Below are 22608 nucleotides of genomic sequence, written 5' to 3' on the forward strand. Positions count from 1 at the left end.
TTCCCGGTTACACCCCAATATTTCCAATGAAAGGAGGCCCGCATGGCCAGCAATCTCGTCAAGGCAATTCGTATCGAGCAGCACGGTGGTCCCGAAGTCCTGAAGCTGGTCGAGGTGGAAGTCCTGCCGCCCGCCTCCAATGAAGTCACGATCGAACAACACGCCGCCGGCCTGAACTTCATCGATATCTATTTCCGCACGGGCTTGTATCCGCATCCGCTGCCGCACGGCCTGGGCTTTGAAGCCGCCGGCGTCGTCACGGCGGTCGGCGCCGACGTCAAGCATCTGAAGAAGGGTGACCGCGTCGCCTATGGCCAAAGCCCCATCGGCGCTTACGCCAAGGCGCGCAACGTGCCCGCCAACCAAGTCGTCAAAGTGCCCAAGGGCATTGGCTTCGACGAAGCCGCCGCATTGATGCTCAAGGGCCTGACGGTGCAGTACCTGTTCCGCCAGACCTACCGCCTGCAAGGCGGCGAAACCATCCTGTTCCATGCGGCCGCGGGCGGCGTGGGCCTGATCGCATGCCAATGGGCCAAGGCGCTGGGCGTGAAGCTGATCGGTACGGTCTCCAGCCCGGAAAAGGCGGAACTGGCCCGCGCCAACGGCGCCTGGGAAACCATCGACTACTCGCGTGAGAATGTGGCGGAACGCGTGCTGGAACTGACCGGCGGCAAGAAGGTGCCGGTGGTATATGACGGCGTGGGCAAGGACACGTGGGAAACCTCGCTGGATTGCATTGAGCCGCGCGGCCTGATGGTCAGCTTCGGCAACGCGTCGGGCCCCGTTGCCGGCGTCAACCTGGCCGTGCTGAACCAGAAGGGCAGCCTGTATGTCACGCGTCCGTCGCTGGGCGTGCACGTGAACACGCTGGAAAAGCTGCAGGCCGCGTCGGAAGAAGTGTTCGACCTGGTGCTGAAGAAGAAGATCAAGGTCCGTATCGACCAGCGCTACAGCCTGGAGCAAGCAGGCGAAGCGCAGACCGCGCTGGCCTCGCGCAAGACTACCGGCGCCACGGTGCTGATGCTGGACTGATCGGCGATATCCGCTGCGCGGCCCCCTGGAGGGGCCGCCCCGATCCAGGCAAGACCGCGCTAACGCGGTCTTGCCTGTTTTTTTTGGAGGTGTGCGCAGAATGACAAATCGCCATGCACGGCCCGACAAGCCAGTCCGGAATGCCGTTGCTATTCTGGCTCCCACACTTTTCGTTGGAGCTTCAGATGTCTTTCCCAAGCGTTTCGACCGCCGGCCCCGCCGGGTCCGACCGACCGGAACTGGGCGCGATCAGGGAATTCATGCTGATCGATGGCAAGCCGGTGCACGAAGGGCAGGGCAAGCCGATTCCCGTCTACGACCCGGCCACGGGTCAGATCATCGCGCATCAGCCGGACGCCGGCGCCGTGCAAGTGGATCTGGCGGTGCAGGCCGCGCGCCGCGCCTTCGCCTCGGGGCCCTGGCACGACATGCTGCCCGCCGGGCGTGAACGGTTGCTGCTGAAGCTGGCGGACCTGCTGGAGCAACATGGAACCGAACTGGCCCGGCTGGAAACGCTGAACAACGGCAAGCTGCTGAGCATCGCCCAGGGCCTGGAAGTCGGCGCCGGCGCGCAATGGCTGCGCTACATGGCCGGATGGGCCACCAAGATCACGGGCGACACTCTGTCCCTGTCGATCCCTTTCCCCCCGGGCGTTCATTACAGCGCGTATACGCTGGCGCAGCCCGTGGGCGTCGTGGGCGCGATCATTCCATGGAACTTCCCGCTGCTGATGGCGGTGTGGAAGATCGCGCCGGCATTGGCCGCCGGCTGCACCGTCGTGCTCAAGCCTGCCGAAGAAACGCCGCTGACCGCCTTGCGGCTGGCCGAGCTGGCGCTGGAAGCCGGCTTTCCGCCCGGCGTGGTCAATGTGATCACCGGACGTGGCGAAACCGCCGGCGTGGCGCTGGTGGCGCATCCGGGCATCGACAAGATCGCGTTCACCGGCTCTACCGAGGTCGGCAAGCTGATCGGCCGGGCGGCGATGGACGACATGAAGCGTGTGTCGCTGGAACTGGGCGGCAAGTCGCCCGTGATCGTGCTGGACGATTGCGATCCCGATCGCGCCATTCAAGGCGCCGCTGCGGCCATCTTCTTCAACCAGGGCCAGGTCTGCACGGCGGGATCGCGCCTGTACGTGCAGCGGGGCCTGTATGACAAGGTCGTGCAGGGGCTGGCCGATGTGGCCGCCGGCCTGAAGCTCGGTTCCGGCTTCGACGCCGCCACGCAGGTCGGGCCGCTGATTTCGGCCCGGCATCAGCAGCGCGTCATGGACTACATCGGCATCGGCCGCGCGGAAGGCGGCCGTGTGCTGGCAGGCGGCGGCGCTGGCGACGGGGCGGGCTACTTCGTGCGCCCCACGGTGTTCGCCGATGTGCGGCAAGACGCACGCATCGCGCAGGAAGAGATCTTCGGCCCTGTCGTCGTGGCGCAGCCGTTCGACACCCTGGACGACGCCGTGCGGCTGGCCAACGATACCGCGTTCGGGTTGGGCGCCAGCCTCTGGAGCAATGACCTGTCCCGCGTGCAGCGCCTGATTCCGCGTATCGACGCGGGCACGGTGTGGGTCAACACCCACAACATGCTGGACCCCAACATGCCGTTTGGCGGATTCAAGCAGTCCGGCATCGGCCGCGAACACGGCCGTGCCGTGATCGAGATGTACCTGGAGAAGAAGTCCGTCTGCATTGCTTACTAGAACGTAGCGGCGCGTTGGCCAAGCCGGGATATACCGGCGGCGGCGCGTCCGCAAGACCAAGGGGAAGTGCATGGCAAGCAAGACACATGGCCGCGCCCGGGCGGGCGCCGCGCTGGTGCTGGCATGGGCGGGCGCGACGCAGCCGGCCTGGGCGGGCGACCCCAGCGCACGCGACTGGATCCCAGCGCCCGTGGGCACCAACATCGTGGCGGGGTATCTGGCGGGCCTGCGCTCGTCGGGACTGTACTCGGAAGGCAAGCGGGTAGACGGCGCGTCCCTGGATGTGAACGCACTGATCTATCGCCAGATGCACTACCGCGATTTCCATGGCAAGACCGTGCAGCTGGAATTCATCGTGCCCCTGTACCGGACCTCGCTGGACTTGCCTGGCGCGCCGGGTGATCACCAGACCGGCATCGGCGACGTGACGCTGGGGTCGGCGATCTGGCTCTACAACAATGAGCAGACCAAGACGTGGTTCGCCTGGGAGCCCTTCATCGTGGCGCCGGTGGGCCGCTACGACAGGTCCCGCCCCGACGTGTCGCCCGGCAAGAACCGGTGGTCGACCATCCAGGACTTCTCGTTCGTCAAGGGCGTGGGCGAATCCACGTACCTGGAGGCGATCGGCGAGGTGGAAATCTACGGCCGCAACACCGACTGGTACGGGCAGACGCTGAAGAAAGACCCGTCGTTCCGTTTCTTTGCGCTGGCTTCGACCAATCTGACTCCCGACACCTACACGGGCATCCGCTACCGGTACGAAACCGGCGGGCGCGAAACGTCCTCGGGCGAGACCGTCGCCACCCGGGCCCGCAATCACCAGCTGGCCGTCGAACTGACGCATCAGATCAACGACGCCAACCAGATTCAGATGCAGTACATCCACGACCTGAAGGTCGAAAACGGGCCGCGCATGCGTGGCGTGCAATTGCGCTATGTCTACGCGTTCTAGGAAACCGGATCATGAGAGGAGAACATCGATGATTGCGCTTCGAGCCACTTCCCGCGCATCGCGGGCCGGTCGGTGGGCGCTGTGCGCCGCCTTGGCAAGCGCCGCGAGCCTGGCCTGGGCGGACCTGCCCGTGGAGGAACTCAAGGGCGGCACGCGCTTGCCGCCGGCCACGCCGCACCGGCTGTACGTGATGGATGCGGTCTTCAACCACCTGGTCGACAGCCGGGTCAACATCTATGACGGCGATACCGGGAAATTCCTGGGGCTGGTGCCCACGTCGTTCAATGGCCACATGACGGTGTCCACCGACGGGCGCGACCTTTACGTCATGACGACCTATTACGAACGGCTCAACCGGGGCAAGCGCACCGACGTGATAGAGGCTTGGGACGCCGAGACGCTGACCCCCAAGTACGAAGTGCCGATTCCGCAGAAGCGCGCGCAGGCGCTGAACTACCGCAACTACCTGCGCCAGAGCACCGACGGCGAACTGCTGTTCGTGCAGAACGCGACGCCGGCGACGTCGGTCACGGTGGTGGACTTGAAGGCCCGCCAGTTCGCCGACGAGGTCACGGCGGCGGCCGGTTGCTGGAGCGTCATCCCGCTGCCTTCGCGCCCGCGCAGCTTCGCCACCATCTGCGGCGACGGCGCGCTGCTGACCATCGACCTGGATGCGGCGGGCAAGCCCGCCAGCCAGCATCGCAGCAAGCCGATGTTCGAGCTTGAGAAGGACCCCATCTTCACGCACACCGAGAATGTGGGCGACACCTTCTATTTCGTGTCCTACAACGGCAACGTCTACAGCGCCGATTTCAGCGGCAAGGAAGTCAGCTTCGGCGCCCCGTGGCCGCTGCTGGACGCGTCCGGCAAGGATCGCGGCTGGCGGCCGGGCGGCTACAACCTGCTGGCCATCAACCGGGCCTCGAAGCGGCTGTACGTGGGCATGCATCCGAACGGCGCGGAAGGCACGCACAAGACGCCCGCCGCCGAGATCTGGGTGTACGACCTGGCCACGCACAAGCGGCTGGCGCGCGTGCCCGGCAAGAACGCCTTGTCGATGTCGGTCTCGCAGGACGACAAGCCGCGCCTGTTCACCATCGATGGCGGCAACGTCAACATCTATGACGCGGCGCCTGCGGCCCCCGTGTTCAAGCGCACCATCCAGGCGGCAGGCGAGACCGCGCTGCAAGTCGAGCCGCAACCCGAGGCTCAGCCCGAGCCGATACCCGCGGGAGGCCCGAAATGAACGATCCGGTCCTGCTCTATGGCGGCAGCGCCGCATTGGCCTGCGTGCTGCTGCTGGGGGCGCTTGAAAAGCTGAAAGACCTGGCGGCGTTCTCCCGCGCCGTGGCGGCCTACGACCTCTTGCCTTCCGGCTGGAGCGGCGCATTCGCGCGGGGCTATGCGCTGGCGGAAGCCGCGGCGGGCGTCATGCTGCTGATGCCGTCGGTCCAGGCGCCGGGCGCGGCGCTGGCCTTGCTGGTGCTGGCGGTGGCGACGCTGGCGCTGGCGGTCAACCTGGCGCGCGGGCTCCGCGACATCGATTGCGGTTGCGGTGGTCCGGCATCCCGCGGGCGCGACGGCGCGCCGGGCGGCGGGCTGTCGTGGTGGCTGGTGCTGCGCAATGCGGTGCTGGCGCTATGGACGGCGCCCGTGCTGATCGCGGCGGCCGGGCAATCGCGCAGCCTGCAATGGGCGGACGCCGCCGCCGTCTTCGGCCTGGCGATGACCGCCGTGGGCCTGTATTTCACCGCCAATCATCTCTTGGCCTCGCATCTCAAGCTGCGGAATCTTTGAAGGAGTTCACATGGATGCCTTGATCATTTCCAATTTCCTGCTGTGGGGCGTGGTGCTGTGCCTGGTGCTGGTCATCCTGGCCCTGTCGCGTCAGATCGGCGTGCTGTACGAGCGCGTCGCGCCGATGGGGGCGCTGACGATGGACAAGGGGCCCGCCGTGGGCGAGGCCGCGCCGCGCTTCGAACTCCCCGACTTGCTGGGCCGCCGCATCACAATCGGCGAACGTGGCCAACATAGCCAGCTGTTGTTCTTCCTGTCGCCCACGTGTCCCGTATGCAAGAAGCTGCTGCCCATCCTGAAGTCGGTCGCCAGCACGGAAAGCGCGTGGCTGCGCATTGTGCTGGCCAGCGACGGCGATATGCCGGACCACCTGGCGTTTTACAAGCGGGCTGGGCTGGAGCGCTTCCCGTACCTGTTGTCCACCGAACTGGGCATGACGTTCCAGATCAGCAAACTGCCATACGCGGTGCTGATGGACGAGTCGGGCGTCTTGCGTGCCAAGGGCCTGATCAATTCCCGTGAGCAGCTGGAAAGCCTGTTCACGGCCAAGGAACTGGGCGTGGCATCGGTGCAGGACTTCCTGGCCGCAGGCACGCTGGACGAGACCCGAATTTCGCGCAAGGAGAGCAGCAATGCACTGGCTGGATAAACTAGGCGAGCGCGCTGCGCGCTCGGTCGCGCACGCCACGTCCCGCCGCAGCGTGCTCAACCGCATCGGCAAGTTGCTGGTAGGAACGGCCTTTCTGATGCCGGTGCTTCCGGTGGCGCGATCGGCCCCTGCGGCGGCCAAGAAGCCGCAGATGGACGACACGGCCTGCGACTACTGGCGCTATTGCGCGGTGGACGGATTCCTGTGCTCGTGCTGCGGCGGCAGCATGACGTCGTGTCCGCCCGGCACGTCGCCGTCCGCCGTGTCGTGGGTGGGGACGTGCCACAATCCCCTGGATGGCAAGGACTACCTCATCAGCTACAACGACTGCTGCGGCAAGACGGCATGCGGCAAGTGCATGTGCGCGGCGGCTGAACGCGAACGTCCGGGCTATCAGATGTTCCTGCACAACGATGTGAACTGGTGCATGTCCAACGAATCGTCGATTTTCCACTGCACGACCTCGGTGATCGTGGGGCTGGCCAAACCGCAACTGCCACCCAAGGCGTCACCAAAGCCATGAGATCCGGGGCGCGGCGGCAGGCTGGCGCGCGCAGGGGCTTGGCCCTTGCCCTCCTGCTGTGCGCGGTGCAGGGCGCGGCGGCGCAGGAGGGCGCTGCCGGGGGCGCGGCCGACGCTGACCGCCTGCGGCAAGCCGTGCGCGCCGACTACGTTCTGCAATGCGCGGGCTGCCACCGTGTGGACGGCCGGGGCAGCAGCCCGCACGGCATCCCGGACTTCCGCCAATCGGTCGGAGCGTTCACGCATCTGCCGACGGGCCGCGAATACCTGATCCGCGTGCCTGGCGCCGCCCATTCCCAGCTGAGCAACGCCGAACTTGCAGCGGTGCTGAACTGGGTGCTGGGCGAATTCAGCGCAGCCCAGCTGCCGGCGAATTTCCAACCCTATACCGAGGCAGAGGTCGCGGCGGCAAGGCCGAATCGCTATGACGACGTGGTGCCTGTGCGTCACAAGCTGGCAGAAACGCTGTCGTCGATGGGGTTCACCCTGTCTGACTATTCGTATGGCAGCGACCGGAAACCGTAGTCCGGCCGGTAGTTAGGGGTTGTCACGGATACTCCCCCCAGACGCGCAGTGCTAGAAAGAGGCAGCACCGGAGTCGCCATGTCATCATTCCTTTTGCACAGCGCGCCCAGGCATTTCCTGGATTGCGCCAGCTGGCAGGAAAGCATCAGCAGTACCTTCGTGCCACTGGAAGTATCGGCCGTGTTCCCCACGCGTTTCCGCAACAGCGTGGCGGTGGGCTGCCTGGGCTGGATGCAGGTCAGCGAATTGCACAGCAGTGCGCAGCGCGTGCGCCGCAGCAAGCTGCTGGCCGCCCGTGCCGAGGAAGCCGGCTACAAAGTCACGTTGCAACTGGCGGGCCGCAGCGAAATCCGCCAATCCAATCGCACCGCCTTGCTGATGCCCGGGGAATGGAGCATCTACGACACCACCCGGCCGTACGAGGTCGACGTGGATGACGGCGCGCATTTCCTGGTGATGCAGGTGCCGGGCAAGCAGACCGACGCCTGGCAGCCATACATGCAGAACGCCGTGGCCCGCACTTTCAGCGGCCAGCACGGTTGCGGCCGCATGGCGATGGACCTGCTGCGCGTTGCGTTGGGCGAACAGGCCCACTTGTCGGAAAGCGCGGCGCGCGATGCCGCCAATGCGGTGTTGCAGATGATGGGGCTGGATATCAGCGAGCGGGCAGGGGGGCTGGCCGAGCAGGACCAGGCGGGCCTGAGGCAGGCGCAGTTGCGCCGCGTCCAGCAGCACATCCTTGAAAACCTGCACGATCCGGCCTTGTCGCCGGCGTCCGCCGCCGCGGCGTTCCGGATGTCGCGGCGCTATCTTTACAACCTGTTCGCGCTGGCGGCCACCACGCCTGCCGACTTCATTCTCAGCGCCCGGCTGGAGCGCAGCCGCGACGCGCTGTGCGACGCCACGCAGTCCGTGCGGCAGATCGGCGATATTGCGTACCGGTTCGGCTTTTCCGACGCGGCGCGTTTCAGCCACGCGTTCCGCAAGCGTTACGGCGCGTCGCCGTCGGAATACCGCCGGCAGGCGCGGTAGCGCTGCCCGCGGGGATCAACGCTGCCCGGGAATCAGAGCAGCTCTTCGTTGATCAGGTCTTCCTTGCCGTAGAACTTCACGCCGATATGGATGCGGTCGCGGCCTTGCGAGCGGCGGTGGCGGTTGGTGTCGCGCAGGGAATAGACGCAGCCGCAATATTCCTGTTGGTAGAAGTTCTCGCGCTTGCTGATTTCGATCATGCGGGCAGACCCGCCGCCCTTGCGCCAGTTGTAGGTCCAATAGACCAGGTCGTCGTAGCGGGCCGCCGCGCGTTCGCCGCAACCGTTGATCTGGTTCATGTCTTTCCAGCGCGAGATGCCAAGCGAACTGGTGATGGTGTCGAACCCGTGCTCGTGCGCGTACAGCGCGGTGCGTTCGAAGCGCATGTCGAAGCAGGCCGTGCAGCGTTCGCCGCGTTCGGGGGCGTCTTCCATGCCCTTCACGCGATCGAACCAGTTGTCCATGTCGTAATCGGCATCGATGAATTCGATGCCGTGCTGTTCGGCGAAGCGGATGTTTTCCTGCTTGCGGATCTCGTACTCTTTGACCGGATGGATGTTCGGGTTGTAGAAGTAGATCGCGTAATCGATGCCGGAGGCCGTCATGGCTTCCATGACTTCGCCGGAACAGGGCGCGCAGCACGAGTGCATCAGCACCTTGCTGCGGCCAGCGGGAAGGTCAAGCGTGGGGCGGACGAGTTCGGACATGGCTTGCAAGCGGAAAAGGCGGAAAACCCCTTATTTTACCGCGAGTTGCCGCCCGTCGGGAGGGGCTAGCCCAGCACGGCGTCCCATAGCTCGCGCACCGCCGCGCGTTCGTCCACCAATTGTTCCGGCCCGACCCGCGCTTTTTCCACGCCCTGCATGCGCAGCTGATGCTGCACGCGGCGCAAGATGCGATAGGCGTCGCCGGCGCGCGCGGCCAGCTCGGGCGGGATCAGGCCGGACTCGCCGGCCAGGCGCAGCAGGGTGATATTGCCCAGGTTGCGCACCAGCACCGGATGGGTGCCCGCGTAGCACAGCACCAGGTACTGCGTGACGAATTCCACGTCGACCATGCCGCCCCGGTCATGCTTCAGGTCGAACTTCTGGCTGGTGTTCGGATGGCCGGCGTTGATCTTTTCACGCATGGCCAGCACTTCGGCGCGCAGCGCGGCCTGGTCGCGGGGCTGCACCAGGATGGCTTCGCGGATTTTCTCGAAGCGGGCGCCCACGTTGGCGTCGCCCGCGGCATGGCGCGCACGCGTCAACGCCTGGTGTTCCCAGGCCCAGGCATGCTTGTTCTGGTATTCCTCGAAAGCTTCCATCGAGACGGCCAGCAACCCGGCGTCGCCGTCCGGCCGCAGACGCAGGTCTACCTCGTAGAGCCGGCCGGAGGACGTCATGGTCGACAGCCACGACGTCATGCGCCGGCCAAGTTTCGCGTAGACCTCGGCCGCGTCCTCGCGCGAATCATCGAACAGGAACACCAGGTCCAGGTCAGAGGCATAGCCCAGTTCCTTGCCGCCCAGCTTGCCGTAGGCGATGACGGCGAAATGCGGCAGTGCGCCAGGCACCTTGTTCACCAGCGGCCACGCACGGCGGATGGTCTCGGTCAGCAGCAGGTCGGCCAGCGCGGACAACTGGTCCGCCAGTTTCTCCACCGTCAGCTCGCCTTCCAGATCCTGCGCCAGCAACTGGAAGCTGGCCTGGCGCTGCACATCGCGCATCAGGTTCATCTGGCGCTCGATGTCGGGATCGCCATCGGGCAGCCGGCAGGCGTCCAGGTCGGCGGTCAGTTGCCGGGCGATCTGCGTGAAATCCAGCGGTTCGAACAGCGTGCGCCAATCGATCAGGCTGTCCAGCAGCAACGGGTGCTGGGTCAGGTATTGCGCGGCCCAGGGGCTGGCGGCGACCATCCGCGCGACGCGCGCCAACGTGTCCGGGTATTCGGCCAGCAGCGCCAGATAAGCGCTGCGCTGTGCGATTTTCTCGATCAGGTCGAAGAGGCGGATGGCCGCATCCAGCGGCGCCGGGGTCTGGCGCGCGGCGCGCAGGGCGGCGGGCAGCAGGGCTTCCATGCGGCGGCGGCTGCTATCAGGCAGGCTGCGCACGCGGTGGCTGCCCAGCAGGGTTTCGGTGCGGCGCAGCAGGTCCTGCGCCTCGTCGCCGAAGGCCTGGCGGATCTGTTCGGCCAATTCGCATTCGTCGTCGGGCGTGTCGGGGGCGTCGTCCGCCGGCGTGCTGGTATCTTCGGCGTCGCCCATGCCCACCATGCGGAATACGTTGCGGAAGGTCTGCGAGACGAACTTGCGGTGCTCGGTAAGCGTGCTTTCGAAATCTTCCGGGCTCATGCCCAATGCGGCGGCCAGCGCGGCGCGCTGGGCCGGATCGCCGGGCAGCAGGTGGGTCTGTTCGTCTTCGCGGTACTGCAAAGCGTGTTCGGTGCGGCGCAGGTAGCGGTAGGCTTGTTCCAGCCGCCGCGCGTCCTCTTCCGGCACGAGGCCCGCCAGTTGCTCGGCGTGCAGCGCTTCCAGCAGGCCGCGCTTTTGCAGCGCGGGCATGCGGCCGCCGCGGATCAACTGGGCCAGTTGCACCACGAACTCGATCTCGCGGATGCCGCCGTCGCCCAACTTGATGTTGTTGGCGCTGTCGATGCCGTTGCGCGCCATGGCGCGACGCTGCCAGTCCTGACGGATGCGCTCGCGCAGCGCACGCAGCGCGGCCAGCGCGTCAAAGTCAAAATACTTGCGGTAGACGAAAGGCACGCGCAGGCTTTCCAGCTGCCGGGCCTGCGGCGCGCTGTCGCTGCCTTCGAAGGCCTGGGCCGGCATCAGGCGGGCCTTCAGCCAGGCGTAGCGTTCCCATTCGCGGCCTTGGCCGATCAGGTAGTGCTCAAGCGCGTCCAGGCTCCAGGCCAGCGGACCGGAGTCGCCGTCGGGGCGCAGGCGCAGGTCGGTGCGGAAGACCTGGCCATTGGCGTCCACCTCGGAGATGACCGGCATCATGCGCCGCGTCAGGCGGCCGTAGAACTCGTGGTGGCTGATTCGGCGCGGGCCGTCCGTGTCGCCTTCCTCGCCATACAGCATGATCAGGTCGATGTCGGACGACACGTTCAGTTCGCAACCGCCCAGCTTGCCCATGCCCACAATCAGCATTTCCTGGGGCTTGCCGGTGGCGGGGTCGCGCGGCACGCCATGCACGGCCGCCAGTTCCGCCGCCACGCTGCGGTAGGCCGCCGCCACCGCGATGTCGGCCAGCGCGGTCATCGCCCCGACCACTTCTTCCAGATCGGCCTGGCCGGCAAGATCGCGCACGATCAGCGCGCTGAATACCCGTTCGCGCAGTTTGCGCAGCACCATGCGGCACGTGTCCACCGGCAGCGTGGCGGGCGCGTCGGGCCCCGCCAGTTCAGACTGCCATTGCGTCAGGCGCGCCGGCGTGACCGGCTGCTGCACGGCATCGGCCAGCCAGGCGGCCAGGTCGGGGTGGGCATCCAGACGGCGGCGCAAGTGACCGGACCAGGCAAGGGCGGGGGCAAGCATAGGGGACGATGACATGGCGTAAGGGCGGCAGACGAATGGGCGCGTTTCAGGTATAAGTGGGGACGATACCGCAAGACATCTTCTCCTGCCCACCACACGACCCGTGTCTGTTTCAAATACCGCTCCCACGCCGCACGCGCGTCGCGTGCTCTGCTGCCTGTTTTGGGTCGCGCTGACTATTTATGGCGTGGTGGCCATCGGGTTCCTGGGCGTGCGTTACTGGGTGTTGCCTCGGGTGGACCAATGGCGTCCGCAGATCGAGGCCTACGCCAGCAAGGCGCTGGGCGCCCGGGTCGAGATCGGCGGCATCCAGGCCAATTGGCAGGGGTTGAATCCCAAGCTGGATCTTACCGCCGTGCAGGTGTTCGACGACGACGCGGCCCCGGTATTGACGCTGCCCTCCGTGTCCGCCGTGCTGGCGTGGCGCAGCATCCTGGCGCTGTCGCCCACGCTGGTTCGCTTGCGGGTTGAAAAACCGGAACTGACGCTACGTCGCGATCCCGCCAACCATCTGTGGGTGGCCGGGCAGGACATCGACCTGAACGTCAGCGACCACCAGTCAGACTTGAATCACCCGGCCTTGCGGTGGCTGGTCGCGCAGCGGGAATTGCTGATACGCGACGCCACCATCGTCTGGCAGGACGATTTGCGCCAGGCGCCGGCGCTGACCTTGAACGGCGTGGATTTCCTGATGCGCAACGGCAGCTTGTCGCATCGCTTCGTGCTGCGGGCTTCCGCGGGCGATGCGCTGGCTCGCAAGGTGGAACTGCGTGGCGAATTCAACCGCAGCCTGTTCACCGCCAACGCCGCGAATGCCGCGAACTGGAGCGGGCAGCTCTACGCCGAACTGGATGACGTCGAACCGCTGGCCTGGTCGCCCTGGGTCAGGCCGCCGCCCGTCGCGGGCCGGATAGCGGGCCGGGCATGGCTGCAGCTTGACCGTGGCAAGTTCACCGAACTGACGTCGGACGTTGCCGTCAGGGGCGTGGACTGGTCGGCGGGAAAGGACGGCCCCGCCGTGCGTGGCGGCTCGGCCCGGGTCCGCGTACAGGGCCGGCCCGGCGATTTCATGCAGGTCGACGGCGTCCCGCTAGCCCGCAGCTCGGGGGCGGCGGACGTCTCGGTCAAGGGGGCGGTGCAGCAGCTGCGCGTCACGTTGCCCGGCGTGTTCGAAGAACCCACCCTGGCGGCGCGCGAAATCTCGCTGGACGCCCAGGTCAAGGGTCCGGACGCGCAGAACTGGTTCGTGGACGTGGCGCAACTGCAAGTGGTCAATGATGACCTGGACGTGCGCCTGCAGGGCCAATGGCGGCGCGAAGGCAAGACGGCGGCGGGCAGCGTGGACATGCGCGGCACGATGGTGCGCGGGTCGATGTCGGCCATTCACCGCTATCTGCCCCTGGAGGTCAACGCGGACGCTCGCGAGTGGCTGGCCATCGGCTTGCCGGCAGGCGAGATGCGGTCCGCCGCCATTACGCTAAAAGGGGACCTGGACGACTTTCCATTCAGTTCGCCGGGTGCCGCGGGTGAGTTCGTGATCGCAGGCGCTTACACCGGGGCCAAGGTGGACTACGCGCCGGCAGGGCCGCATCGCAAGGGCTGGCCCGTGCTGGAAAACCTGTCGGGCAGCTTCCGCATCGACAAAGTGAGCTTGGCGCTGGACAGCCCGGGCGGCGCCATCGCGCATACCGGTCCGGGCCAGACGGTCAACCTGGGCACGGTGACGGCGACGATTCCCGATATGGACCATAACGCCGAACTGCGGCTTGATGGCGAGACCTCGGGCCCGGTGCCGGCCTATCTGGCGATGGCGGCGAATTCGCCGTTGGGCGAGCTGCTGGACGGCGCCTTGGACGAGGCCCGCGGCACCGGCGACTGGCGCATGCCGCTGAAGCTGAAGGTGCCGCTGATGAACACCGACGACACCGAGGTCCAGGGACGCATCGTATTCGGGGACAACACCTTCACCTTCATGCCCGAAATGCCCTTGCTGAGCCAGATGCACGGCGATCTGGAATTCTCCGAAAAAGGCGTCCAGGCCAAGGATATCCGCGCCCAGTTCCTGGGCGGGCCGGTGAAGATCTTCGGCACGCTGGCGCAAAGTTCCGACGTCTTGCGTTTCGAGGGCACCCTGGCCGGCTCCGGGCTGTCGCAACTGAGCCAGAGCCCGTCCCTGTCGCGCTTTAGCGGCAAGGCGGCATACAAGGGCCGCGTGGGATACCAGAAGGGCGGTTCGGTCGAGATCTCGATGGAATCCGACCTGGCCGGCATGGCGATCGATATGCCGGCGCCTGCCGGCAAGCCCGCCTCGTCATCCCAATTGCTGAAGCTGCAATGGGGCGCGGCGCAGGACCGTGGCGCCAAGGGCCGCCGCTGGCTGACGGCCAGCCTGGGCGACAACGTCAATGCGCTGTTCGAACGCGATCCCGGCGATGCCGCCCCGGCCTACTTCGCCCGAGGCGCGTTGGGCATCGGGCGCCCCGCCAGCTTGCCCGAGCGCGGGATGAGCCTGAACGCCAGCCTGCCGGAACTGGACATGGACACTTGGGAAACCGTGCTGGACGGGTTCGATACGCCGGCGGGCAAGGGCGGGGCCAAGAAAGCGGCATCGAAGCCCGTCTTCCCGCAACCCGAGCGCATCAGCCTGGCGACGGGTTTGCTGCGCGCCAGCGGCTATACGCTGAACGACCTGACGCTGTATGCGACGCGGCCCGGGCCCGCGCAGTGGCGGGTCGATATCGAATCGCGCCAGGCGGCAGGGTCGTTGGAATGGCGGGAGGCCTCGGGCGCGATCGCAGGCCAGATCACCGCCCGCATGAAGCATCTGTCGTTCGGCGGCGCCGACGACTCCAACGAGGCCGACAAAGCCCTGGCGTCCGGCAATGATTTGTCGGATATCCCGGCGATCGATCTGCAGGCCAAGGAGTTCCTCCTGTATGGCAAGAACGTGGGCGAGCTTCAAGTGGTCGGCACCAACCTGGAGCGCGGCCGGCAATGGCGCCTGGACAAGCTGTCGATCACCAATGACGCCGCGAATCTGAACGCCACGGGCAGTTGGCGCCTGGAAGGGCCCGACCGGGGGCTGACCGTGGACGCCACGGCAAAATTCGTCGACCTGGGCAAGTTCATGACGCAGATCGGTTTCGAGGGCATGGTGTCCGGCGGCGAAGGCTCGGCGGTGGGCAAGGCGACGTGGCGCAACCTGCCCTGGACCCACAATATCGCGGACGTGGCGGGCGAGGTCGACATCAGCCTGGACAAGGGCCGCTTCATGCATGTGAATTCCCGCACGGCACGGCTGCTGGAATTGCTGTCGCTGCAATCGCTGCAGCGGTTGGCGCGGCTGGACGTGAATCCGACCAATCTGCTGCGCGACGGGTTCCCGTTCGACACCATCCGCGGGCGCGTGAAGATGGCGGACGGGTCGATGTCCACCGAAGGCTACAAGATCAACGGGCCGGTAGCCACGATCGTCCTGGCGGGTGGCGTCAATATCATCCGCGAGCGCTGGGACCTGACGGCGGTCGTGATTCCGAACCTGGACGCCAGCGGTGCGGCCATGGTGACGGCGCTGGCCGTGAATCCGCTGATCGGCCTGGGCGCGTTCGTCACGCAATGGCTGCTGAAGCAACCGCTGGCGCGGGCGATGACCATGGAGTATTCGGTGACCGGCAACTGGGACGATCCCAAGATCGAGCCGATCGACGGGGCGGGCAGGGCGCCGGACAAGCAAACGCCGCGGCCCGCCGATTCGACGCCCCGCCGCAGCCCGATGTCGCCCTATATCGAGCACTGAACCGAATAATTTTCCCGCCCATGAAAAAACCGCCTGACGGCGGCTTTTTCATGGGGCAAGACCTGTCTTACTTCTTCTTCATCATGTCGAAGAATTCGGCGTTGGTCTTCGTGGCGCGCATCTTGTCCAGGATGAATTCCATGGATTGCACTTCGTCCATGTCGTGGATGAACTTGCGCAGCACCCAGACCTTTTGCAGCAGGTCCGGCGCGATCAGCAGTTCTTCGCGGCGGGTGCCCGACTTGTTCAGGTTGATCGACGGGTAGACGCGCTTTTCAGCCAGGCGGCGCTCAAGGTGGACTTCGGAGTTGCCCGTGCCCTTGAATTCTTCGTAGATGACTTCGTCCATGCGGCTGCCGGTTTCGATCAGCGCCGTACCCAGGATGGTCAGCGAACCGCCTTCTTCCAGGTTGCGGGCCGCGCCGAAGAAGCGCTTGGGGCGTTGCAGGGCATTGGCGTCCACACCGCCGGTCAGCACCTTGCCGGAGGCCGGCACCACGGTGTTGTAGGCGCGCGCCAGACGGGTGATCGAGTCCAGCAGGATCACGACGTCTTTCTTCATTTCGACCAGGCGCTTGGCCTTTTCGATGACCATTTCAGCCACTTGCACGTGACGGGTAGCGGGTTCGTCGAAGGTCGACGCCACCACTTCGCCGCGCACCGTGCGTTGCATTTCGGTCACTTCTTCCGGGCGTTCGTCGACCAGCAGGACGATCATGACCGCGTCGGGGTAGTTGGTGGTGATGGCATGCGCAATGTGCTGCATCATCACCGTCTTGCCGGACTTGGGGCTGGCGACGATCAGGCCACGCTGGCCCATGCCGATCGGGGCGAAGACGTCGAGGATACGGCCCGTCAGGTTCTCTTCGCTCTTGATGTCGCGTTCCAGACGCATCGTCCGGTTCGGGTGCAGCGGCGTCAGGTTTTCGAACATGATGCGATGCTTGATCGCTTCAGGCGCCACGCCGTTGACCTTGTCCACCTTGACCAGGGCGAAGTAGCGCTCGCCATCTTTCGGCGTGCGGACTTCACCTTCGATCGAGTCGCCGGTGTGCAGGTTGAAACGGCGGATCTGCGACGGCGAGATGTAGATGTCGTCCGTGCTGGCCAGATACGAGGTCTCGGGCGAGCGCAGGAAACCAAAGCCGTCGGGCAGGACTTCCAGGACGCCGTCGCCAAAGATCTGCTCGCCTTGCTTGGCGCGCCGTTTCATGATGGCGAACATCAACTCCTGCTTGCGCAGGCGGTTGGCGTTCTCGATTTCCAGGCCAGCGGCCATTTCCAGCAGCTGCGAGACATGCAGCGCCTTCAGTTCGTTGAGGTGCATCGCGGTGATTGGTGGGGGAAAAGTAAAGGAGGGCTCTGGCGGCGCGCCACGGACGGGCTCGCGCGGTATTGAATGAGCGCCGCCTCCAGGGCGGCGCCTTCGTTCACAGCACGCAGTTTACAACGCGCCGTCCAGGAATGCGGTGAGTTGCGACTTCGACAGCGCGCCAACTTTGGTGGCGGCGGCTTGGCCGTCTTTAAAGAGCATAAGGGTCGGGATGCCGCGGATGCCATATTTGGTGGCGGTACCCTGGTTTTCGTCCACGTTCAGCTTCGCGATCGTCAGGCGACCTGCGTACTCGGTGGCGACTTCTTCCAGGATCGGGGCAATCATCTTGCAGGGGCCACACCAGGCAGCCCAGTAGTCCACCAGCACCGGCTGGCCGGATTTCAACACATCGGCATCGAAGCTTGCGTCACTGACGTTCTTGATTTGGTCGCTCATGATGGTGATTCTCGGTTCGGCAGCAAAAGGCGCGTAAAAAGGGACGCGCCTTGCCGTTGTTCTTGTATGTGGAATGGATTAAAGCATACCACTGTCAATAACAACAGGCATACCACTGTTAATAACAACAGGGTTTGCTGGTTTTGTGTAGGATGTTGCGGCGCAGTCGTCGTGATCCGGGTGATTGAACCCTGACGCGCTGGCTGTGACTGTCATCATCCTACCGAATTCGGAGCTGGTCAGGTCGTGCGCATCCTACTGGGAGCCGCGCAGAATCTAGGCTTATCCGTAAAATGTCGGTTTTTTTCCACAGATGTTGGGGATAACTTGGCCACTCCACGTTACACCGAGGCGTCCATTCGCGTCCTGAAGGGGCTGGAGCCCGTGCGCCAGCGCCCGGGCATGTACACCCGCACCGAAAACCCGCTGCACGTCGTGCAAGAGGTCATTGATAACGCCGCAGACGAGGCCTTGGCCGGCTACGGCAAGCAGATACAGGTCACGCTGCACATTGACGGCAGCGTGTCCGTCGAGGACGACGGGCGGGGCATTCCCGTCGGCCTGCACCCCGAAGAAGGCGCTCCCGTCGTGGAGCTGGTCTTCACCCGCCTGCACGCGGGTGGCAAGTTCGACAAGGCGGGCGGCGGCGCCTATGCCTTTTCGGGCGGCCTGCACGGCGTGGGCGTGTCCGTCACCAATGCGTTGTCCACCCGGCTGGAAGTGGTGGTGTGGCGCGACGGCGCGGTCAACCGGCTGGTGTTCAAGGGAGGCGACGTCGCCGAACCGCTGGCGGCGTATGCCGAGGGCGGCCGCAAGAAATCGGGCACCCGCGTGCGCGTCTGGCCCGACGCCAAATACTTCGACAGCCCCAACATCCCGTTGGGCGAACTGACACACCTGTTGCGCAGCAAAGCCGTGCTGCTGCCTGGCGTCAAGGTCACGCTGGTCAACGAGAAATCCGGCGACACCAAGACCTGGCAATACCAGGACGGCCTGCGCGGCTATCTGGCCGAGGCGCTGACCGGTGCCGAGTTGATGGTGCCGTTCTTCGAAGGCCAGCAGTACGCGGGCGCCGACCATGAGAACTTCGCCGAAGGCGAGGGCGCGCAATGGGTGGTGGCCTGGACCGAAGACAGCAACGCCGTGCGCGAGTCCTACGTCAACCTGATCCCCACGCCGGCCGGCGGTACCCACGAATCCGGGCTGCGCGAAGGCCTGTTCGGCGCGGTGAAGGGCTTTGCCGAATTGCACAGCCTGCTGCCCAAGGGCGTGAAGCTGCTGCCGGAAGACGTGTTCGCGCGCGCCAGCTTCGTGCTGTCGGCCAAGGTGCTGGACCCGCAATTCCAGGGCCAGATCAAGGAACGCCTGAACAGCCGCGACGCGGTGCGCCTGGTGGGCGGCTTTTCCAAGAGCGCGCTGGACCTGTGGCTGCACAGCAACGTGGAATACGGCAAGAAGCTGGCTGAGTTGGCGATCCGCCAGGCCCAGGCGCGCCAACGTTCCGCCCAGAAAGTCGAAAAGCGCAAGAGTTCGGGCGTGGCCGTGTTGCCCGGCAAGCTGACCGACTGCGAATCCAGCGACGCGACCCGCACCGAAGTCTTCCTGGTCGAGGGCGACTCCGCGGGCGGTTCCGCCAAGATGGGCCGCGACAAGGAATTCCAGGCCATCCTGCCGCTGCGCGGCAAGGTGCTGAATTCCTGGGAAGTGGATCGCGACCGGCTCTTCGCCAACAATGAAATCCATGACATTTCGGTCGCGATCGGCGTGGATCCGCACGGCCCGGGCGATACGCCGGACCTGTCGGGCTTGCGCTACGGCCGCATCTGCATCCTGTCCGATGCAGACGTTGACGGCTCGCACATCCAGGTGCTGCTGCTGACCTTGTTCTACAAGCACTTCCCCAAGCTGGTCGAGGCTGGGAACGTGTATGTGGCCAAGCCACCGCTGTTCCGCCTGGAAGTGCCCGCGCAGGGCAAGCGTCCGGCCCGCAAGATCTATTGCCTGGATGAAGGCGAGCTTGAGGCCGCGCAGGACAAGCTGCGCAAGGAAGGCGTGCGGGAAGGCGCCTGGTCGGTCAGCCGCTTCAAGGGCCTGGGTGAAATGAACCCCGAACAATTGTGGGAAACCACAATGAATCCGGACACGCGTCGCCTGCTGCCCGTGGGCTACGGCGATCAGACCCCTGAAGACACCACCCGCATGTTCGACATGCTGATGGGCAAGGGCGAATCCTCGCAACGCCGCGCCTGGATCGAAGAGAAGGGCAACCTGGCGGAGCTGGACATCTGATGACGACCGCCACGCCCGGCCAAGCCCGGATGACCGTCGCCATGACGGCCGACGACTACGCGGAGTTCGCGGCTTACGTGTACAAGCGTCCCGAACTGCGCCGCCGCCGCTACCGGTCCCACCTGCGTTTCGCGGTCTTGATGATCGTGGCTTTGATGGCCTACCTGATCTGGCAGACCTGGGACGGCAAGGGGCCTGATTGGGGGCGGATCCTGCCCGTGTATTTCCAGGGGCTGGCCGTAGGGCTGGGCATCCTGGCGCTGCTGGCGCTGGCCTACGAGTTCGCCTTGCCGCCGCTGGTCAGGATGAACACGCGGCGAATGCTGAAAAGGCAGCCCGACGACCTGTTCCTCGGCCAGCATCAGCTGGACTTCGGGCCCGAGGGCATCTCGGATACGACCGCCACGGCCTCCGGGCGCATGGACTGGTCCGATATCCGCCGGGTCGAGGAAACCCCGCAGCATCTGTACGTCATCCTGGGCACCTTGCAGGGCGTGATCATTCCCAAGCGCGGCCAGGACGCCGCGACGTTGGAGGCGGTGCGCGCCGTGTTGCGCACGCACGTCGCCGATACGCAGCTGGCGCCGTCCGCTTGAGGCGCATTGACGCCGTTTCGATGAATTTGTCTACCTGAACCATCATGACCGACAGCAATCAACCCGGCTTGTTCGACCCTACCCCGCCTGACGGCGATGGCGACGCCAACGCGGCCATCACGCTGGCGCGCTACGCCGAGCAGGCTTATCTGGACTATGCGGTTTCCGTCGTGCGGGGCCGTGCCTTGCCCGACGTGGGCGACGGGCAGAAGCCCGTGCAGCGCCGCATCCTGTTCGCCATGCAGGCCATGGGCCTGGCCGCGGGCGCCAAGCCCGTGAAGTCCGCGCGGGTCGTGGGCGACGTGCTGGGCAAGTACCACCCGCACGGCGACCAGGCGGCCTACGACGCCATGGTGCGCATGGCGCAGGACTTTTCGCTGCGCTACCCGCTGATCGACGGCCAGGGCAACTTCGGTTCGCGCGACGGCGACAACGCCGCCGCGATGCGATACACCGAAGCCCGCCTGACGCCCATCGCCAAACTGCTGCTGGATGAGCTGGACGAGGGCACGGTCGATTTCGTGCCCAACTACGACGGCAGCCAGCAAGAACCGCAGATGCTGCCGGCGCGCTTGCCCGTGATGCTGCTGAACGGCGCGTCGGGCATCGCGGTGGGCATGGCGACCGAAATCCCGTCGCACAACTTGCGTGAAGTGGCCCAGGCCTGCGTGGCGCTGATCAAGCACCCGCAGTTGCCGGATGCGGAACTGCACGCCATGATCCCCGGCCCGGACTTCGCCGGCGGCGGCCAGATCATCACGCCGGCCGCCGATATCGCGCAGATCTATGGCGGCGGGCGCGGGTCGCTGAAGGTGCGCGCGCGCTGGCAGTTCGAGGAAATGGCGCGCGGCCAATGGCAGCTGGTCATCACCGAACTGCCGCCGGGCACGTCGGGCCAGAAGGTGCTGGAAGAGATCGAGGAAATCACCAATCCGAAGGTCAAGTCGGGCAAGAAGAGCCTGACGCCCGAGCAGACGCAGGCCAAGGCGGTCATGCTGAACCTGCTGGACGCCGTGCGCGACGAATCCGGCAAAGACGCTGCGGTGCGTCTCGTCTTCGAGCCGAAGACCTCGCGCGTGGACCGCGACGAATTCGTCAACACGTTGCTGGCGCAGACCAGCATGGAAAGCAGTTCGTCGATCAACCTGGTGTGCATCGGCACCGACGGGCGGCCGCGCCAGAAGGGCCTGCGCGACATCCTGGTCGAATGGGTGGCGTTCCGCACCAATACGGTCGTGCGCCGTACGCAGTTCCGACTGGACAAGGTCACCGACCGCATCCACGTGCTGGAAGGCCGCATGCTGGTCTATCTGAACGTGGACGAAGTCATCCAGACGATCCGCGAATCCGACGAGCCCCGCGCCGCGCTGATGGAACGCTTCAAGCTGTCCGAGCGCCAGGCCGAAGACATCCTGGAAATGCGCTTGCGCCAGTTGGCCCGTCTTGAAGGCTTCAAGATCGAGCAAGAGCTGGCCGACAAGCGGAAGGACCAAGTGTCGCTGCAAGAGCTGCTGGACAATCCGACGACGCTCAAGCGCCTGCTGATCAAGGAAATCGAGGCCGACGCCAAGCAGTACGGCGACGATCGCCGCACCCTGATCGAGACGGCCGAACGCGCCGTGCTGGAAACCAAGGTGCTGGACGAACCCGTCACGGTCGTCGTGTCGCAAAAGGGCTGGCTGCGCGCCCGCCAGGGCCATGGCCACGACGCCTCGCAATTCGCCTTCAAGCAGGGCGACGACCTGTACGGCGCCTTTGAATGCCGCACCACCGACACGCTGATCGCGATGGGCGACAACGGCCGGGTGTATTCCGTGCCGGTCGGGGGGCTGCCCTCGGCGCGTGGCGACGGCCAGCCGGTCACCACCATGATCGACCTGGAATCCGGCACGCGCATCGTGCATACCATCGCCGCGTCGCCGGATACGCGTTGGCTGCTGGCCACGCGCGGCGGCTACGGCTTTGCGGCCAAGCTGTCCGACATGGTCAGCCGCCAGCGCGCCGGCAAGCAGTTCATCACGCTGGAGACGGGCGACGAGATGCTGCGCCCGGTGCCGCTCTTCGACGGCGCCACGCAGTTGGCGCTGCTGTCCGCCAAGGGCAAGTTCCTGGTCTTCGGCCTGGACGAGTGCAAGTCCTTGTCCGGCGGCGGGCGCGGCACGATCCTGATGGGCCTGGATGCCTCGGACAAGCTGGACCAGACGGTGCCGATCGGCGCCCGCGGCCTGCGCGCCACGGGCATCTACCGCAACAAGATGACCGAGGACATCCTGGCCGGCGACGCGTTGGCCCCCTATGTGGGCAAGCGCGCGCGCAAGGGCCGCCAGTTGGATGTGCGCCCCAAGCAGCCGGTGCTGTCGCCCGTGCTGGGGTAATGGCGCGGATGTACGGCAAGGGAAGGGCGAGCCGATGGCTCGCCCTTTTTCT

The 22608-nt window shown here is 65.7% G+C and carries 17 protein-coding genes; 13 read left to right on the forward strand and 4 right to left on the reverse strand.

Annotated features, from left to right (window positions below):
- Positions 1-42 precede the first annotated feature (42 nt).
- The 9 genes from A9973_RS12525 to A9973_RS12565 all read left to right on the forward strand — a co-directional run bounded on the left by A9973_RS12525 (position 43) and on the right by A9973_RS12565 (position 8206).
- On the forward strand, positions 43-1032 hold the full coding sequence (locus tag A9973_RS12525) for a quinone oxidoreductase (protein ID WP_183014095.1): 990 nt from the start codon (positions 43-45) through the stop codon (positions 1030-1032).
- Positions 1033-1217: 185 nt separating this feature from the next.
- The gene (gene styD, locus A9973_RS12530) at positions 1218-2729 is read left to right on the forward strand and encodes a phenylacetaldehyde dehydrogenase StyD (RefSeq protein WP_183014096.1); all 1512 of its coding nucleotides are present in this window, start codon (positions 1218-1220) and stop codon (positions 2727-2729) included.
- Between the two features lie 70 nt (positions 2730-2799).
- A complete protein-coding gene (locus A9973_RS12535; RefSeq protein ID WP_183014097.1) occupies positions 2800-3681 on the forward strand; it encodes a transporter in 882 nt (293 codons plus the stop codon).
- A gap of 28 nt (positions 3682-3709) precedes the next feature.
- Complete coding sequence (locus tag A9973_RS12540) at positions 3710-4927, forward strand: amine dehydrogenase large subunit (protein ID WP_183014098.1); 1218 nt, start codon at positions 3710-3712, stop codon at positions 4925-4927.
- The gene (locus tag A9973_RS12545; RefSeq protein ID WP_183014099.1) at positions 4924-5478 is read left to right on the forward strand and encodes a MauE/DoxX family redox-associated membrane protein; all 555 of its coding nucleotides are present in this window, start codon (positions 4924-4926) and stop codon (positions 5476-5478) included. Before A9973_RS12540 ends, A9973_RS12545 begins: the two co-directional genes overlap by 4 nt.
- Positions 5479-5488: 10 nt before the next feature.
- The gene (gene mauD / locus A9973_RS12550; protein WP_183014100.1) at positions 5489-6127 is read left to right on the forward strand and encodes a methylamine dehydrogenase accessory protein MauD; all 639 of its coding nucleotides are present in this window, start codon (positions 5489-5491) and stop codon (positions 6125-6127) included.
- On the forward strand, positions 6111-6650 hold the full coding sequence (locus A9973_RS12555; protein ID WP_183014101.1) for a methylamine dehydrogenase light chain: 540 nt from the start codon (positions 6111-6113) through the stop codon (positions 6648-6650). The genes mauD and A9973_RS12555 overlap by 17 nt, the downstream gene beginning before the upstream one ends.
- A gap of 38 nt (positions 6651-6688) precedes the next feature.
- Entirely contained in the window at positions 6689-7174 is a 486-nt protein-coding gene (locus A9973_RS12560; RefSeq protein WP_255469141.1) for a cytochrome c, read from the forward strand.
- 78 nt (positions 7175-7252) lie between these two features.
- The gene (locus tag A9973_RS12565) at positions 7253-8206 is read left to right on the forward strand and encodes a helix-turn-helix domain-containing protein (RefSeq protein WP_183014102.1); all 954 of its coding nucleotides are present in this window, start codon (positions 7253-7255) and stop codon (positions 8204-8206) included.
- 32 nt (positions 8207-8238) lie between these two features.
- Here A9973_RS12565 and A9973_RS12570 read toward each other — a convergent pair whose 3' ends face one another.
- Both A9973_RS12570 and glnE read right to left on the reverse strand, forming a co-directional pair.
- Positions 8239-8913: an epoxyqueuosine reductase QueH gene (locus tag A9973_RS12570; RefSeq protein ID WP_183014103.1), complete on the reverse strand. Its 675-nt coding sequence runs from the start codon at positions 8911-8913 to the stop codon at positions 8239-8241.
- A gap of 65 nt (positions 8914-8978) precedes the next feature.
- Positions 8979-11744: a bifunctional [glutamate--ammonia ligase]-adenylyl-L-tyrosine phosphorylase/[glutamate--ammonia-ligase] adenylyltransferase gene (glnE, locus tag A9973_RS12575; protein WP_183014104.1), complete on the reverse strand. Its 2766-nt coding sequence runs from the start codon at positions 11742-11744 to the stop codon at positions 8979-8981.
- A gap of 130 nt (positions 11745-11874) precedes the next feature.
- On the opposite strand from glnE, the gene A9973_RS12580 reads away from it, so the two are divergent.
- On the forward strand, positions 11875-15525 hold the full coding sequence (locus A9973_RS12580; RefSeq protein WP_183014133.1) for a YhdP family protein: 3651 nt from the start codon (positions 11875-11877) through the stop codon (positions 15523-15525).
- A gap of 67 nt (positions 15526-15592) precedes the next feature.
- On the opposite strand, the gene rho is transcribed toward A9973_RS12580, so the two are convergent.
- Both rho and trxA read right to left on the reverse strand, forming a co-directional pair.
- Positions 15593-16852 carry a transcription termination factor Rho gene (gene rho / locus A9973_RS12585; RefSeq protein WP_006218533.1) on the reverse strand — a complete coding sequence of 420 codons (1260 nt, stop codon included), beginning with the start codon at positions 16850-16852 and terminating at the stop codon, positions 15593-15595.
- Positions 16853-16969: 117 nt separating this feature from the next.
- A complete protein-coding gene (gene trxA / locus A9973_RS12590) occupies positions 16970-17296 on the reverse strand; it encodes a thioredoxin TrxA (RefSeq protein ID WP_006218534.1) in 327 nt (108 codons plus the stop codon).
- A gap of 327 nt (positions 17297-17623) precedes the next feature.
- Here trxA and parE point away from each other — a divergent pair, with 327 nt between their 5' ends.
- From parE to parC, 3 genes are read left to right on the forward strand one after another with little or no spacing between them, the layout of a single operon-like run.
- Positions 17624-19585: a DNA topoisomerase IV subunit B gene (gene parE, locus A9973_RS12595; protein WP_183014105.1), complete on the forward strand. Its 1962-nt coding sequence runs from the start codon at positions 17624-17626 to the stop codon at positions 19583-19585.
- Positions 19585-20181, forward strand: a complete 597-nt coding sequence (locus tag A9973_RS12600; protein WP_183014106.1) for a YcxB family protein — start codon at positions 19585-19587, stop codon at positions 20179-20181. The genes parE and A9973_RS12600 overlap by 1 nt, the downstream gene beginning before the upstream one ends.
- A 44-nt stretch (positions 20182-20225) precedes the next feature.
- Positions 20226-22556 (forward strand): DNA topoisomerase IV subunit A, encoded by a 2331-nt coding sequence (parC, locus tag A9973_RS12605; RefSeq protein ID WP_183014107.1) that lies wholly within the window; start codon positions 20226-20228, stop codon positions 22554-22556.
- The last annotated feature ends 52 nt before the right edge of the window (positions 22557-22608 follow it).

The sequence above is a fragment of the Achromobacter sp. UMC46 genome, assembly GCF_014170335.1.
Lineage (GTDB): Bacteria > Pseudomonadota > Gammaproteobacteria > Burkholderiales > Burkholderiaceae_B > Achromobacter.

Excerpts from the sequence above, each read along its gene's own strand:
- glnE (WP_183014104.1), bottom strand. The coding sequence starts at position 11,744 with ATGTCATCGTCCCCTATGCTTGCCCCCGCCCTTGCCTGGTCCGGTCAC.
- mauD (WP_183014100.1), top strand. The coding sequence starts at position 5,489 with ATGGATGCCTTGATCATTTCCAATTTCCTGCTGTGGGGCGTGGTGCTG.
- A9973_RS12555 (WP_183014101.1), top strand. The coding sequence starts at position 6,111 with ATGCACTGGCTGGATAAACTAGGCGAGCGCGCTGCGCGCTCGGTCGCG.
- A9973_RS12565 (WP_183014102.1), top strand. The coding sequence starts at position 7,253 with ATGTCATCATTCCTTTTGCACAGCGCGCCCAGGCATTTCCTGGATTGC.
- A9973_RS12525 (WP_183014095.1), top strand. The coding sequence starts at position 43 with ATGGCCAGCAATCTCGTCAAGGCAATTCGTATCGAGCAGCACGGTGGT.
- A9973_RS12570 (WP_183014103.1), bottom strand. The coding sequence starts at position 8,913 with ATGTCCGAACTCGTCCGCCCCACGCTTGACCTTCCCGCTGGCCGCAGC.
- A9973_RS12600 (WP_183014106.1), top strand. The coding sequence starts at position 19,585 with ATGACGACCGCCACGCCCGGCCAAGCCCGGATGACCGTCGCCATGACG.
- A9973_RS12535 (WP_183014097.1), top strand. The coding sequence starts at position 2,800 with ATGGCAAGCAAGACACATGGCCGCGCCCGGGCGGGCGCCGCGCTGGTG.
- A9973_RS12545 (WP_183014099.1), top strand. The coding sequence starts at position 4,924 with ATGAACGATCCGGTCCTGCTCTATGGCGGCAGCGCCGCATTGGCCTGC.
- trxA (WP_006218534.1), bottom strand. The coding sequence starts at position 17,296 with ATGAGCGACCAAATCAAGAACGTCAGTGACGCAAGCTTCGATGCCGAT.
- A9973_RS12540 (WP_183014098.1), top strand. The coding sequence starts at position 3,710 with ATGATTGCGCTTCGAGCCACTTCCCGCGCATCGCGGGCCGGTCGGTGG.
- parC (WP_183014107.1), top strand. The coding sequence starts at position 20,226 with ATGACCGACAGCAATCAACCCGGCTTGTTCGACCCTACCCCGCCTGAC.
- rho (WP_006218533.1), bottom strand. The coding sequence starts at position 16,852 with ATGCACCTCAACGAACTGAAGGCGCTGCATGTCTCGCAGCTGCTGGAA.
- styD (WP_183014096.1), top strand. The coding sequence starts at position 1,218 with ATGTCTTTCCCAAGCGTTTCGACCGCCGGCCCCGCCGGGTCCGACCGA.